The organism is Pedobacter borealis DSM 19626 (assembly GCF_000708285.2).
Lineage (GTDB): Bacteria > Bacteroidota > Bacteroidia > Sphingobacteriales > Sphingobacteriaceae > Pedobacter > Pedobacter borealis.
In genome coordinates this window covers 40,393-55,138 of sequence record NZ_JAUG01000064.1, presented here as the reverse complement: position 1 = coordinate 55,138, position 14,746 = coordinate 40,393, and the positions used below count along the sequence as shown (strand labels likewise).

General features: G+C 39.3%; 11 protein-coding genes. 7 read left to right on the top strand and 4 right to left on the bottom strand.

Going from position 1 to position 14,746, the window contains the following annotated elements:
• Positions 1-230 precede the first annotated feature (230 nt).
• Positions 231-2,846: a cyanophycin synthetase gene (cphA, locus tag AW17_RS16340; protein WP_029278228.1), complete on the bottom strand. Its 2,616-nt coding sequence runs from the start codon at positions 2,844-2,846 to the stop codon at positions 231-233.
• Positions 2,847-3,141: 295 nt separating this feature from the next.
• Between cphA and AW17_RS16335 the strand changes: the two genes are divergently transcribed.
• The 4 genes from AW17_RS16335 (at position 3,142) to AW17_RS16320 (ending at position 8,089) form a co-directional block, all read left to right on the top strand.
• Complete coding sequence (locus tag AW17_RS16335) at positions 3,142-4,017, top strand: cyanophycinase (protein ID WP_029278226.1); 876 nt, start codon at positions 3,142-3,144, stop codon at positions 4,015-4,017.
• A 75-nt stretch (positions 4,018-4,092) separates the two neighbouring features.
• Positions 4,093-4,935: an isoaspartyl peptidase/L-asparaginase gene (locus tag AW17_RS16330; RefSeq protein WP_029278224.1), complete on the top strand. Its 843-nt coding sequence runs from the start codon at positions 4,093-4,095 to the stop codon at positions 4,933-4,935.
• Positions 4,936-4,964: 29 nt separating this feature from the next.
• Positions 4,965-5,654, top strand: a complete 690-nt coding sequence (locus tag AW17_RS16325) for a tetratricopeptide repeat protein (protein ID WP_029278222.1) — start codon at positions 4,965-4,967, stop codon at positions 5,652-5,654.
• 269 nt (positions 5,655-5,923) lie between these two features.
• Positions 5,924-8,089, top strand: a complete 2,166-nt coding sequence (locus AW17_RS16320; protein ID WP_245235083.1) for a carboxy terminal-processing peptidase — start codon at positions 5,924-5,926, stop codon at positions 8,087-8,089.
• A gap of 224 nt (positions 8,090-8,313) precedes the next feature.
• Here the strand turns inward: AW17_RS16320 and ltrA are convergent, their stop codons facing one another.
• A complete protein-coding gene (gene ltrA, locus AW17_RS16315; RefSeq protein WP_036670172.1) occupies positions 8,314-9,579 on the bottom strand; it encodes a group II intron reverse transcriptase/maturase in 1,266 nt (421 codons plus the stop codon).
• A 183-nt stretch (positions 9,580-9,762) separates the two neighbouring features.
• Between ltrA and AW17_RS25295 the strand changes: the two genes are divergently transcribed.
• From AW17_RS25295 to AW17_RS16305, 3 genes are all read left to right on the top strand, one after another.
• Entirely contained in the window at positions 9,763-10,161 is a 399-nt protein-coding gene (locus AW17_RS25295; protein ID WP_342422226.1) for a class I SAM-dependent methyltransferase, read from the top strand.
• Positions 10,115-10,450 (top strand): hypothetical protein, encoded by a 336-nt coding sequence (locus AW17_RS25290; RefSeq protein WP_342422224.1) that lies wholly within the window; start codon positions 10,115-10,117, stop codon positions 10,448-10,450. Before AW17_RS25295 ends, AW17_RS25290 begins: the two co-directional genes overlap by 47 nt.
• A gap of 71 nt (positions 10,451-10,521) precedes the next feature.
• Positions 10,522-11,526, top strand: coding sequence for an LLM class flavin-dependent oxidoreductase (locus tag AW17_RS16305; protein ID WP_029278217.1), 1,005 nt, complete (start codon positions 10,522-10,524; stop codon positions 11,524-11,526).
• 95 nt (positions 11,527-11,621) lie between these two features.
• Here AW17_RS16305 and AW17_RS16300 read toward each other — a convergent pair whose 3' ends face one another.
• Both AW17_RS16300 and AW17_RS16295 read right to left on the bottom strand, forming a co-directional pair.
• Positions 11,622-13,580, bottom strand: coding sequence for an outer membrane beta-barrel protein (locus tag AW17_RS16300; RefSeq protein ID WP_029278216.1), 1,959 nt, complete (start codon positions 13,578-13,580; stop codon positions 11,622-11,624).
• Positions 13,581-13,585: 5 nt separating this feature from the next.
• A complete protein-coding gene (locus tag AW17_RS16295) occupies positions 13,586-14,392 on the bottom strand; it encodes a TonB-dependent receptor (RefSeq protein ID WP_029278214.1) in 807 nt (268 codons plus the stop codon).
• Positions 14,393-14,746: the final 354 nt, after the last annotated feature.

Below are 14,746 nucleotides of genomic sequence, written 5' to 3'. Positions count from 1 at the left end.
ATTTTCAGCCGGCATTTTTTGTTTTTTCATGGGCTTTTATGTTTTCAACGGCATTCAAGCTAGCTATGCTGGTCTTTTTGATGCCAAAAAGAAAGAGCCCTTTGGCGGCGGCGAGCCGAGGCAAGACAGCGCCTTAGGGCAAAAGAAATCAATTAAACGTCACTCATATTAATTTTTATAAAATAAATTACCCCTCGTAATGACGATCGGTGGCAGAATAAATTAGTTACTTACGCTTCCAATTCCCGATCTAAATGTTCGGTAACGCGTTGGATCGTATTATCGATGGTGTTACTTAGAATCGTTAAATAAGAGCCTTTTTTAGCAGTTTCGATCGCGATCTGCAAACATTCGGTGCTTTTATTGTTGATAATGATCTCTTTATCCGGATCAACTTCCTTGATGCCTTTTACAAGCAGGTCAACTAATTCCTGTGGTTGTCGCCCGCGCAGGTATTTCTCTTGGCAAATATAAATTTTATCAAACATCTGAGCCGAAATGCGGGCAGTTTCGATAATATCCTCATCTCTTCTATCTCCTGTTGCCGAAATAATACCTACATGTTCGGTAGCCTCTACACCTTGCAAGAAACCTTTTATGCCGTTAAATCCGTCAGGGTTATGCGCAAAATCGACCAGTACTTTAAATTCTTTGAACCTGAAAATATTCATCCTTCCCGGGGTATGCGCCGCAGAAGGAATAAATGTTTCCAGCGATAAACGGATATCTTCAGGTTTATAGCCCCATAAATAGGTTGCCAATGTTGCTGCAAGCACATTCTGGATCATAAAATTCACAGAACCACCAAAAGTTAATGGAATGTGCGTGGCTTTATCTACCCTTAATTTCCAGTCGCCTGTTTTAATAGTAATATATCCGTTTTCATAAATGGCGGCAATTCCACCTTTTCTACAATGTTCTTTAATCACCGGGTTATTTTCATCCATGCTAAAATAAGCAACATTACAGCGCGCATCTTTGCCAATTCGAACGCAATAGCCATTATCGGCATTTAATACTGCCCAACCTTTACGGCGCACTGCCCCGATCACAACCGCTTTGACACGTGTCAGATCGTCAAGATTATGGATATCTGAAATACCCAAATGATCTTCCTGGATATTGGTTACTACGCCAATATCACATGCATTAAATCCCAGTCCAGCCCTTAAAATTCCTCCTCGGGCAGTTTCTAGTACCGCAAATTCAACTGTTGGATCTTTTAAAATGAACTCAGCACTTACCGGTCCAGTGGTATCACCTTTCATTAGCATCGTGTTGTGCACATACACACCGTCGCTGGTGGTAAAACCTACACGTTTACCATTACTTCTGATAATGTGCGCAATTAACCGTGTAGTAGTGGTTTTTCCGTTTGTTCCGGTTACAGCAATAATCGGAATCTGTGATAATTTTCCCTGTGGATACAGCATGTCAATAACCGATGCAGCCACGTTTCTAGGCAAGCCTTCACTTGGTGCAAGGTGCATCCTGAATCCTGGTGCTGCATTAACTTCCAAAACCACACCTCCGTTTTCGGTTAATGGCTGAGTAAGGTCTTGCGCCATGATATCGATACCGCAGATATCCAATCCGATTACCCTCGAAATCCTTTCACATATAAAAATATTCTGTGGATGTACAATGTCAGTTACATCGATAGATGTCCCGCCTGTACTTAAATTTGCAGTAGATTTTAAATAAACCACTTCTCCCTTTTCGGGAATAGTTTCTAAGGTATATTCTTTTTTGGCCAGCAGATCCAAAGTATCCCGGTCGACAGCAATTTCAGTTAGCACATTTTCGTGACCATAACCACGGCGTGGATCTTCATTCTCCTTATCGATCAATTCTTGGATCGTATGAATTCCATTCCCCTTAACATGTGCAGGATCGCGTTGTGCAGCAGCTATAACTTTATGATCGATTACCAGCACCCTAAAATCGAAACCGGTAATAAATTTCTCTATAATTACTTTTCGTGAGTAGGTTTTGGCGTATTCAAAAGCTGCAACCGCATCTTCCATCGTTTTCACATTAATGGTTGCACCTTTACCATGGTTGCCATCAAGTGGTTTAAAAACTAAAGGAAATCCAACTTTTTTAACAGATGCCTCCAGATCATCAGGATTTGAAATCGTTACTCCTGAGGCCACTGGAATGGCGGCTTCGGTAAGCAAACGTTTTGTTTCTTCCTTGTTGCTGGCAATATCTACGGCAATGCTACTGGTTTTTTCCGTCATGGTTGCCCTAAAACGGACCTGATTTTTACCGTATCCCAATTGCACCAAAGAGCTTTTATTTAATCTGATCCATGGAATACTTCTACTTACGGCTTCCTCCACAATAGAACCTGTACTTGGCCCTAATGCTTCCAGCTCACGGATTTCCTTCATCCTGCGGATATCGTGCTCCAAATCGTACTCTTCGTTATTGATCAGGGCTTCGGCAATTTTAACTGCAGCTTCAGCAGCGTAAACACCAACCTTTTCTTCCAGATAACTGAATACAACATTATAAATACCTTCAGTTTTAGTTTGGCGGGTTCTGCCGAAACCGGTTTCCATGCCGGCCAAAGTTTGAATTTCTAAAGCAATATGTTCAATTACATGCCCCATCCATGTTCCTTCTTTTACCCGGGTGAAAAAGCCACCTTCAACTCCCTTAGAACAGCGGTGTGTAAACATGCTGGGCAAGAGTTTCTCAATCCTTTCGCTAAATCCTTCTATTACGTTGGTTGGTTTTTGCTCCAAATCTTCCAGATCTAAACGCATCTGGATCAATTTTTTTCGGCTAATTGACCATATGTTTGGCCCTCTTAATACTTGTATGTTTGATATCTTCATGTAATGTTTTGTTCGTTTTTTATTTAAAACAAGCGTTTGGGACAGCCTTTTTAACTCAATTTTTAGAATAAAATTGATGACGGTAAATTATGCATTTATTTTGAAATTAGACGTTCCATTTAGCTAAATCAATTTTAAGGCGTATTTGTTTTATTTTCAAGCACAATCCTGTTAATTTTAGGTTATAATATTTTAACGTTTGTTAATAAATTGAATATTCTTGACAAAAAAAGTCGTGTTTTTTATCATAAGCCTATATATTTGGGTTTTTTGATACAATTATAATACACAAAGAATGGTTCCGAAAGGTAAACTCATCATCATTGGTGGCGCAATAAACACAGGTAGCTTCGCAGAAACGCAATTTGGACTGCCTGAGAATATGAATTTTTTTGAGCGTGGAATTTTAAAACGGATTACTACAGAATCATTAAAAGATACTCAATCTCGCTTCGAGATCATCACTACAGCATCATTAATGCCCGAAAAAGTTGGTGAAGAATATATCAAGGCTTATGCACAATTAGATGTGCACAATGTTGGTGTGCTTAATATTACCAACCGTGAGGAAGCCAATTCTGATGAAAATTATGAACGTATCAAAGCAGCCGAAGTAATTATTTTTACCGGTGGTGATCAGCTCCGTCTTTCTTCAATTTTTGGTGGAACAAAAATCCATCAAATATTACTAGAGAAATACAGAAATGAACCTGTAGTAATTGCCGGTACTTCTGCAGGGGCGGCCGCAAGCTCTAAAAACATGATTTATCAGGGTAGCAGTAAAGATGCTTTGCTTAAGGGAGAGGTTAAAATTACCGGCGGATTAGGCTTTATTGATGATGTTATTGTTGATACACATTTTGTTCAACGCGGAAGAATTGGCCGCTTGTTATATGCTGCTGCCAGCAATCCTGGTATATTAGGGATTGGTCTTGGTGAAGATACGGGGCTTTTCATCTCTGATGGCCATACGATGGAAGCAATCGGCTCTGGCATGGTAATTTTAGTAGATGGCCGCAATATGGCTGATACCAATTTAACAGACGTAGAGATGGGTCAGCCTGTTTCAATTAAAAACATGGTGGTACATGTAATGTGCGATGGCGACGTTTATGATTTAACAGACCATAGCTTAGTGATCCATCATCCAAAGGTTGTTCCGATAGCCTAAAAAGGTTTAAGGTGGAGGGTTTAGGGTTTAAGGCCTAAGTCTCACATCAAATGTCTCAATACTCAAATCTAGTAGATGAAACTAATCATACATGGCGGCTTCTTCAGCGAATCGTCTACCAACCAGGAAACGAAAAAAGCTAAACAAGATGCTTTGGCTTCGATTGTTACGCTCGGATACGAATATCTGAAAACACATACTGCTTTAGAAACCGTGGTTTATACTGTTGCGCTGTTAGAAGATAACGAGCTGTTTAACGCTGGTATCGGTTCGCAGATCCAAAGCGATGGAAAAGTGAGGTTAAGCGCTGCCCTAATGGATGGTAAAACAGAAAAATTTAGCGGCGTAATTAATGTTGAGGATGTTAAAAACCCTATACAGATTGCACAGCGTTTATTAACATATGATGACCGGGTACTTAGTGGTGATGGTGCCCAGCAATTTGCAAGAACAAATGGATTTGAATATTTCGATCCGATTACCCCGCAGCGCCAATTAGAATACGAAGCTAAATTAAATCAAAAAAACAATAAAGGAACGGTGGGCTGTGTAGCACTCGATGCAGATGGAAATTTAGCAGCAGCAACCTCCACCGGGGGAAAAGGATTCGAAATCCCTTGTCGTGTGAGTGACTCTGCAACCGTGGCAGGCAACTATGCCAATCAATATGCAGGTATTTCTTGTACCGGAGTAGGTGAAGATATTGTAAGCGGTGCCTTAGCCGCAAAAATTGTAACCCGTGTTACCGATGGTTTTTCTTTAAAGGAAGCATCAGATAAATCTTTTGCCGAACTTAAAGCTTTTGATGGCTTTGCGGGCGTTGTAGGCATTTCTGCAGCAGGCGAAGTGTACCATTGCGACTCGCATCCATACATGGTTTGGGCATCTTTTGATGTTAATTTACAGGTATTTAGCTAAAATTGGATTTAAAGTATTATTTTTGTTGCATGACCAAGATTGTATTGGCTTTAATTGGCCTTTTTGCATCATTACAACTACAAGCTCAAAATATAGATAAATCTGAGATCCAAGAACCTAACGGTAGTGCTATAAATATAGCCGTATCTAAATTTGACCTGGAAGACGGCAATTCTTTTTTTGAGGAAGCAGAAGATTTAGAGCGAAAAGGCGATTACAACGAGGCCCTCACCTTATTTGGTAAAGCAGCTTTCGAATACAATGCCATAAAAAATTTCAACAGGTACGGACAGGCCGTTATCAAGATGAGTAGTATGCATTATCAGCTTGGCCGTTTCACTGATGCGGAGCAGATTCTTTTAAATGTGGCGTTAAAAAATTATTCTAAAACCGGAAACAGAGCAGGAGTAATGAACACCTATAACCTTTTAGGCAAAGTTTATCTGGCCAATACCAAGTATACCCAATCGATGTGGTTTTACACTCAACAGGGTATATTGGCAAAACAGCTAAAAAGCAACAATTCATATATCGAATCTATTTTAGGCATTGTTCAGGTTAAAATTAAAAAGAAAGATTTTACGCTTGCCCTGAGAGATCTGAAATCGGCCGAATGGCTTGCCAACTCGATCAAAACAACTCAGTACAAAACGCAGATCAAAGACGCCAGGGAAACGATCGCCAGCAAAACCACCAATAAAAAGGTAAATCCAAGCTAATTTAAACACCTGGTTTTCTATAAATCTTCCTATATTACTGGTAATATAGCGCTTAAAGGTCTGTAATTGGTCAAATTTTGAGTATCGATCAAAACAAAAATAACGCTCAACGTTCTACATAAGAAATTGTTAAATAAAAAGCTTTTAGTTAGATTTGATAAAGTTTTAACAAGAGACGGTAATAATGCTGTCTCTTTTTTGTTTTTTTGCTAAAATGGTAGCATATTGGCTATATAGAATTGGAAATGGATTTTAAATCATTTAAAGAGATGTTAAAGAGAATATTTTTTGTAATTTTTACTGCGGCAGTACTTGCTTGTCATGCTGCACCTAAAACTCAGCCAATGGTTGAGGGTGTTACCAACGTAAAACCTGATGAGCAGCAACAACTTGTTATAAAAGAGGTTGTAAATTTGATTGAGAGTTATAATTATAAAAAAATTCAGATCAACGATTCTATATCTTCGATCATTTTAGATAAGTATATCAAGTCTTTAGATCAGGGCAAAAATTACTTTTTGGCTTCGGATATCAAGGAATTTGAAAAATACAGATATACTTTGGATGATGATTTCAAAAATGGCGATCTAAGCGGCCCGTTTTTCATCTATAACGTTTATGCCAAAAGGTTAAACGAATATTTTACCTATTCTTTAGCACAGATTAAAACAAAATACGATTTTAATCAAACCGACAGCTACGTATACGACAGAGAGAAGCAGCCTTGGGCAACTTCTTCATCTGCATTAAACGATACCTGGAAAAAACGTGTTAAATACGAACTGATCAACTTAAATCTAGCTGGAACAGTGGAAGCAAAGAACGTAGAAACATTAACTAAACGTTACCAGAACTTACAGTCGCAAACTTCAAAAACCAATAATCAGGATGTATTCCAGATTTTGATGGATGCTTTTACCGAATCTATTGATCCACATACCAATTATTTTAACCCAACCAACGCAGCAGCATTTAACGAAGATATGTCCCGTTCTTTCGAAGGTATTGGCGCCCGTTTACAATTAGAAAACGAGGTCGTTAAAATCTCTGAAATTATTGCTGGCGGACCTGCATTTAAAGGTAAACAACTGAGTGCTGGCGATCGCATAATTGCCGTAGCCCAGGGTGATGGAGAATTTGTTGATGTAGTGGGTTGGAGATTGGATAACACCGTATCGAAAATTAAAGGTCCGAAAGGAACCAAGGTGCGTTTAAAAGTTATCCCTGTTGGAAAAGAAATGTCCTCTAAACCGGTTATCATCGAATTGGTTCGCGATAAAATTGTTTTGGAAGAAACATCTGCCAAGAAAAAAGTTAAAACCATTAACAGTAATGGTAAAGATTATAAAATCGGGATTATTACCCTACCAGCGTTCTATGCTGATTTTAAAGCAGCAAACGCAGGTGATAAAAACTACAAAAGCACTACCCGCGATGTTAGAAAATTAATCGACTCGTTAAAAACATACGATAAGGTAAATGCAATCGTAATGGATTTACGTGGAAACGGTGGAGGCTCATTAGTTGAAGCCATTTCATTAACTGGTTTATTTATTGATAGAGGTCCTGTAGTTCAGGTAAAAGATTTACGCGGTAAAATTGAAGTGGACGAGGATGAAAATAGCGGTGTAACCTGGGATGGGCCTTTTGGTGTAATTGTAGACCGTTTAAGCGCATCTGCATCAGAAATTTTCGCCGGTGCTATACAGGATTACGGCCGTGGTATTATTATGGGTAGCCAAACTTATGGTAAAGGTACCGTTCAATCTTCTATCGATTTAAACAAATTGGTAAACCCAAGTATGTTGCAAAGGGTAGCAGGATTAATTTCTAAAGATAAAACCGTTGGCACGTCGCCAAGCGGAGCAAGCCCGGCTGATATTAACTTAGGTCAGATTAACCTAACCATGGCCAAATTTTACCGTGTAGCAGGAAGCAGCACGCAGCATAAAGGTGTAACACCTGATGTTGTTTTCCCTTCAGTTTATCCGATGAATAAAATTGGAGAAGATACCGAATCATCTGCCTTACCATGGGACGTTATTCCGAGCTCCAGCTTTAAAGCAGTTGCAAATCTGACCCCTGTTAAAGCACAGTTGGTTAAAAACAGCGAGCAGCGTATCGCAAACTCATTGGATTTTAAATACCTGAAACAAGATATTGCCGATCTTAAAAAACGTGACAATGAAGTTTCTGTCACCTTAAATGAGGCAAAACTTAAAGCTGAGCGCGATGCACAAGAAGCTAAAACACTTGCCAGACAGAATGAATTAAGGGCATTAAGAGGATTACCTGCCATTAAAAAAGGAGATAAAATTACCAAGCAAGATGCTTTCGATTTTATTGAAGATGAATCGTTAAAAGTAATGGGCGATTTTATGCAACAATCTGGCAATTATGTGATGAACTTAGGCTTGATGCCAAAGAATAACTAAGAAATACATACTTTAACTCATAGTCGTCACCCTGAATTTATTTCAGGATCTATCTCTAGCAGGAAAGATGCTGACCACTTAGTAGCTACAAGACAATTAAAAATACTACTTCTACTTGTAAAACAAGTTCAGCATGACGATACGTATAGAGTAGGAAGGTAATCATTATTTGATTACCTGTCCCCTCACACCACCGTACGTGCCGTTCAGCATACGGCGGTTCATTAAACATAAACAGCTTTAGGGGCTACTATTTCTTTAAGACTTAGTAGCCCTTGTTTCTTTAAAAATGCATTGTTAAGCGACCTGGTCAGGATCGGACTATGCACCGTTCTCCAATAGCCTTTACGGGTATTTCCCCATTGATAGGCTTGATAGGGTTTTACCCCTAGTTTCTCAAGCTGCTTAACACGAGTTTTTACCTGTCTCCATTGAACCCAGTAGCATAGTCGAACACGACTACGAACCCATTCATCCAACTCTCCGAATACCGTTTTAGCATCACTCAACTTAAAGTAATTTCCCCAACCTTGGTTCAATTGTCTGATTTGCATCATCCGATCTTCCATCGTAGAGGGTTTCCTTCGGCAGGTGATGCCACGGATCTTATCCTTGTAGATGACAATGCTTTTCCGGTGTACGGTAATACCCTTGGAGCCCTTCTTATGATAGAAAGTAAACCCTAGTAATCGGGTTAGCCATGGCCGGGTCACCACACTCTTCTCTACATTTACTTTGAGTTTTAGTTCCTTTTCAAGGTAAGCACTGATACTTTCCATTACCCGATCTCCTGCCCGTTTGCTCTTCACATAGATACTACAATCATCAGCATACCGCACGAAACGGTGTCCACGCCTTTCAAGTTCCTTGTCCAGTTTATCCAGAATAATATTAGAAAGTAATGGGCTTAGTGGCCCTCCTTGTGGAACGCCTTGTTTACAATGCACCAACTTCCCATCATCCTCAATATCCGCCCGAAGTATACTATGAATGAGTTTTAACACTCGCTTATCATCGATATTCTTACTTAGTTCGTTCATCAGATAATCATGGTTTACCCGGTCAAAGAATTGCTCCAGATCAAGGTCTACAACATGGCTATAACCTGCGTTGATGTACTCCTTTGCCTTTTCTAAGGCCTGATGGGCATTCTTCGCAGCACGAAAACCATAGCTATTTTCCGAAAAATCAGGATCATACAGTTTAACCAGTACCTGCGAGATAGCTTGTTGAATCAGCCTATCCATATAAGTAGGAATACCTAGTAAACGGATTCCTCCATTAGACTTAGGAATCTTAACCCGCTTGACTGCTTTAGGCCGATATTTGCCTTGCTCCAGTTGGCTTTTGATCAATAGCCATTCAGTTTGAACTTGTTCGGAAAAGTCTGAAAAACCAATATTATCCACTCCAGCAGCCCCTTTGTTCCCTACAACCCGATCATAGGCCAGATGCAAGTTGCTTTTACTAATGATTTCTTCGAGTAACATGTCGAATTGCATTTTTTTTTCTCTCTGTTTCCTTGTTTCCTGCTTTCTTTCAAGACATCGCTCAGCGCTCCCTGCTACCTTATTCCCGACTAACTTATAACTTATTTGCTGTAATGATGGTTTTTTGACTCCTCATTTTCTTTAAACTTTAGTCTTTCAGCTTTCCTCCCTATCTTTGCCCACATGGATGTTTTTGGTAAAGCGTTAACAGATATTTATAGAACCGGCGAGGCTGATACGCTTTGGTTGCACAATTCGTATGGCGAACCAGAAGAAATGCCTTTAGAATTCTTCTTTCGTGATGATGAAGATATGCCCGTTTTAGAGCTTCAGGCTTTGCACATGTGCAGTGGAAAGGTATTGGATATTGGTGCCGGTGTTGGCAGTCATGCTTTACTTTTACAGGCTTTTAATATCGATGTAACGGCTATTGATATTTCCGAAGCAGCTGTTGATATTATGAAAAGCGCGTGGTGTAAAAAAAGCATTCATACAAGATGTTTTTACCTATCAGGAGAAATTCGATACCATTATTATGCTTATGAACGGCATCGGTTTAACCGGAACTTTGCCCGGTTTTAAGGATTTCCTGATCAAGCTAAAAGACCTCATCAATCCCAATGGACAGGTTATTTTCGATTCTTCTGATATTGCTTATTTATACGAAGATATGCCGAAACCGCAAAACCAATATTATGGCGAGGTATCTTATCAGTATGAATATAAGGGCGAAAAAGGCAATTGGTTTAATTGGATTTATATAGATGAAGAAACAATTAAACAGATTGCTAAAGAAACAGGATGGAATGCTGAATTGATTTTTGACGATGGCGAAGATCAGTATTTGGTCAAATTGACTTTGGCGCAATAATCTAAAAGTCATAAAGCTTTTCGAACTCATGTTTTAAATGAGCAGGCTCATAAATTTGTTAGGATACGAATATGAGCAATACGAAAATTAAACTAAGTGTGTTAGATCAATCGCCGGTTCGCAAGGGTGTTACAGCCCGCCGCGCCATTGAAGAAACCACTATACTTGCACAAGAAACCGAAAGATTGGGATATCACCGTTTCTGGGTTTCAGAACATCACAATACCACCAGTTTAGCGGGTTCAACGCCCGAAGTCTTAATTGCCCATTTGGCCAATCATACCAAAACTTTAAGGATAGGTTCTGGCGGTATTATGCTGCCCAACCATAGTGCATTAAAGGTTGCAGAAAGTTTTCGTTTGCTGGAAGTGATGCACCCTAACCGGATCGATCTGGGTATGGGCCGTGCACCGGGTACCGACCGCATTACGGCTTCGATGCTTAACCCATCAAACAATTGGAGCGAGCAGGATTTTGTAGAACAACTGCGTGAGCTGCAACATTACTTGCATGATACCTCTGATGGTGGTATCCAGGCCAAAATAAAAGCCATTCCCATTGCTGAAACTGTTCCGCAACAATGGCTTTTGAGCAGCAGCGGGCAAAGTGCCTTATTTTCGGCACACTTTGGAATGGGCTTTTCTTTTGCACATTTTATTAACCCGCGTGGAGGACCACAGGCTGTCCAATACTACAGGGAGCATTTTAAACCTTCGGTTGATTTGGCAAAACCCGTTGAAAACGTGGCACTTTTTGTTTTCTGCTCTGAAGACGAAGAAAAGGTAAAACAGCAGGAGGCATTAATGGCTTACCGTTTTCTCCAGCTAGAAAAGGGTGGAGGTTTAACTGCTGTAGGTTGGAACGATATTAAAGACATCAGTTATAACGCTGCAGAGCAGGAACGGGTTAAGGCCAATAAACCACGAATGATTTACGGCACCCCAACTGTAATTAAAGAGCGGCTTACCAAACTGGCTGCCGATTATGATGTTGATGAACTGATGGCGGTTACCATTACCGAGCATTTTGAAGACCGGATAAAATCGTACGAGTTACTTGCGGAGATGTTTTTGTAATGAATCATTTCCATGGTCTGTGTCCCCACAGACCATTATGAAGGGTTTGAAGCCGGGAGTTTTTACTGTGGTCTGTGGAGACACAGACCACGGGATTAAAAATTAAAAAACGTTTGTCTGCCACCAACTTTTTGGCCAAAGTTTTGAATATTATAAGTAAGGGTAAGCATGCCATATCTACCCAGGTTATTACTCTGCGTATCGATAACGCTGTTGCCCGTAATCTCGATGTTCCTACGTACATTGCTCTGCAAAATATCATTCACAGAGAATTTTAACTGTGCCCTGTCATTTTTCATGAATAGGTAAGTAAGAGCAGCATTCCAGAATTTGATGTTATTGTTATATCCGGCAATTTTTTGGTCATTGATGGTTAAAGAATAACTGGTTTCGAAAACCAGTTTTTTGGGATAACGGATAATCAGTTCGGATGTGCTTTGGTGGGTATTGTAGCTAATGTTAGTGTAATAGCTATCATCGTACCTGCTGCGATTCAGGTTTACCGAATACGACTGGTTAATTTCTACCTTATCGTTTAGGTCTAACCTTATACTTCCGTTAGGCCCTACATAAAACACATTTGCATCGCTCTCCATGTTGTTCACAATAACAGGGCTATGATCAAAATTGGCCCAGAAGCCCAAACCCACTTTTAAACTTGTTTTATCTTTTTTGAAATCTTTCGAAATATTGGCCCCTCCACTAAAATTATAGATGCCATTTTTGTTAACGGGATTAATCGTTTGAACTCCGTTATTTATGGTGATAGCGTTAACAATGCCGTTTTTTGTGAAATTACCATAACCGTATAAATTGTAATTGATCAGGCTTTTAGGGTCATATTTGTACATATTCATGCTTAAGCCCTGCATACGGGCGGGCAGTAGATTTGGGTTTCCATTTCTGATGTAAAATGCATTGGTATTGTCGGCCACTGGCTGAAGATAACTTACATTAGGTTCTGTAAAACGGGCCGAATAGTTAAAGCGGAATATTTTATATTTTAATTGAAAGGTTGGCCATATAAAATTATAACGCTGATTAATATCAACGGTATTGGTAAAGCGGTTGTTTAATGAAATATAGTTGTGTACCAATCCCGGTTGAAGGTAAAGATCTTTTGTTACTTTATAACCAAGGCTGATGTTCGTATTGGTTTTAAAACCGGCCTGTTTAACAGTTTGCGATAAATCTGGTACAATAATATCGTACAGCTGGTTAGCCGGATTGCGGTAAAAAGTACTTAATGCATTTTCGTTATTGATGATGTTTCCGCTTACATCTGCTTTAAAATTCAGTTTTTTGCTAATTGGTTCGGTATAATTGCCATAGAAGTAAGACCTGAAATTATCAATGGTATTATTCCTTAACTGATCAATTTCTAACGTAGACGGCTTAAGGTAAAAAACACTAATGCTCCTGTTATAATTGATAATTGGATTAGGGGTTGCAGAAATATCGGCTCCAATATTGAAAGATCTTCCTGCTTTTTTAAAATCCTTACTAAAATCGACCCTTAACTGATATTTGTTGCTTGATGTATTCAGGTCATTCAAATTAGCGAGCATATTAATGAGCTGATTATTTGCGTTATTATTGCTTGAAGAAACCTTGCTTACCGAGTTGTTAGAGCTGAGCACAATTGCCGGCTCTATCGTCAGTTGTGTTAAAGAGTCGATTTGCCAGTCTAATTTTCCACCAATATTGTGTTTTAGAATAAGAGAATTGGTATTTTCGCTGGCGTTGGTAATCAGTCTGTCGGTACCTAATGTTTGGTTGGTATTGGTGAGTTTCTCCAGAAGATTATCCGATCGGCCGAAGAAATATTGGGTGTTAATTTTGATTCCTTTCTTGGTTAAAGTATTAAAGTTAAAACCACCACCCGATGAAGCCTGAACACCATTATAACTTCCGCCGAAATTGATACCGTTGAACTCGAAATAACCTCCCGAGGTCATCATCATAGAGTTTACACCACTTCTGCTAAACTCACCTATACGTTGCACATCATTGGGGTTAAAGCCTGGCTGATTGATGTTGTTGCCATAAGCCAATATACTTACCTGTGTGGTATCTCTAAGTTCATTAATCCACCTGCTTGGTAAAGGTCTTTTAAACCTCCACCAGCATACAATTTGCCGAAAGCCCCTTTTTTAATCGCTTTTTTTAACTTTAAATTGATAATCTGCGGGATTTCTGCTGCTGTTAAATCCGGATCACGTCTTTTGGCCTGTTTATCATCAACCACCTGCACCTTATCTATGATATTAGCAGGTAGATTTTTGGTCGCAATCTGCTGGTCGCCACCAAAAAACTCTTTTCCGTCTACTAAAATTTTACTAACTGCTTTACCGTTAACCTGTATAGAGCCATCGGCTGCAATAGTAACGCCCGGAAGCTTTTTTAACAGATCTTCTACCACCGCTGATGGCAGGGTTTTAAAGGATTCTGCATTAAATTCAATAGTATCTTTACGTACAATTACAGGTGGTCTTTCTCCCGAAATTACAATTTCGTTTAAATCATTTGCCTTAACGGAAAGATAGAGGGTACCCAAATTTAATGCAGGATTGGCTGCAGTTAGTTCAACCTCTTTCCGGTATGTTCCATACTGCCATGCGGTTACCACTAAACGGTATTTTACACCTATGGTTAAGCCATTGATTTTAAAAACGCCTTTGTCATCCGATAATTTATAAGTGCTCAATATACTATCGCCAACTTTATATACTGAAACCGTTGAGTAATTTAAGGTGGTTTTGTGATTGGCGCTATTGGCTAAAATTCCAGTAATGCTTCCGTTTTTTTGTGCAAATAAATTAAAAATAGCTAAGGTAAGGGCGATTGAAAGTAAGAGTTTCTTCATGTATATTTTAAATAAGCAAGCTAAAATTAGGTGCTACGTTTTTATGGTACAGATAAATGTGATAAACGATATAAAAAATGTGACAGACTAAAAATCTGGCTTGGTTCGATAATAGACGTACTGGCTGACTAAACGTTGCACTTAATTAAACAACTAATCTTTTAGGTAAAAGTAATCGCCTTAAGGTGTTTTTGCAAATACTAAACGAAAAAATTACATAGCGCTAAAAAGAAAAAGCCCCAAGCTAATGCAATGGGGCTGAGAAAGCGCATATCCCAATGGCTGATTATATTATCCCAATCGGAGAAATCGAGAATTAACGGTTTGTATCTTGATTTAAGGGTTTCGTCATAA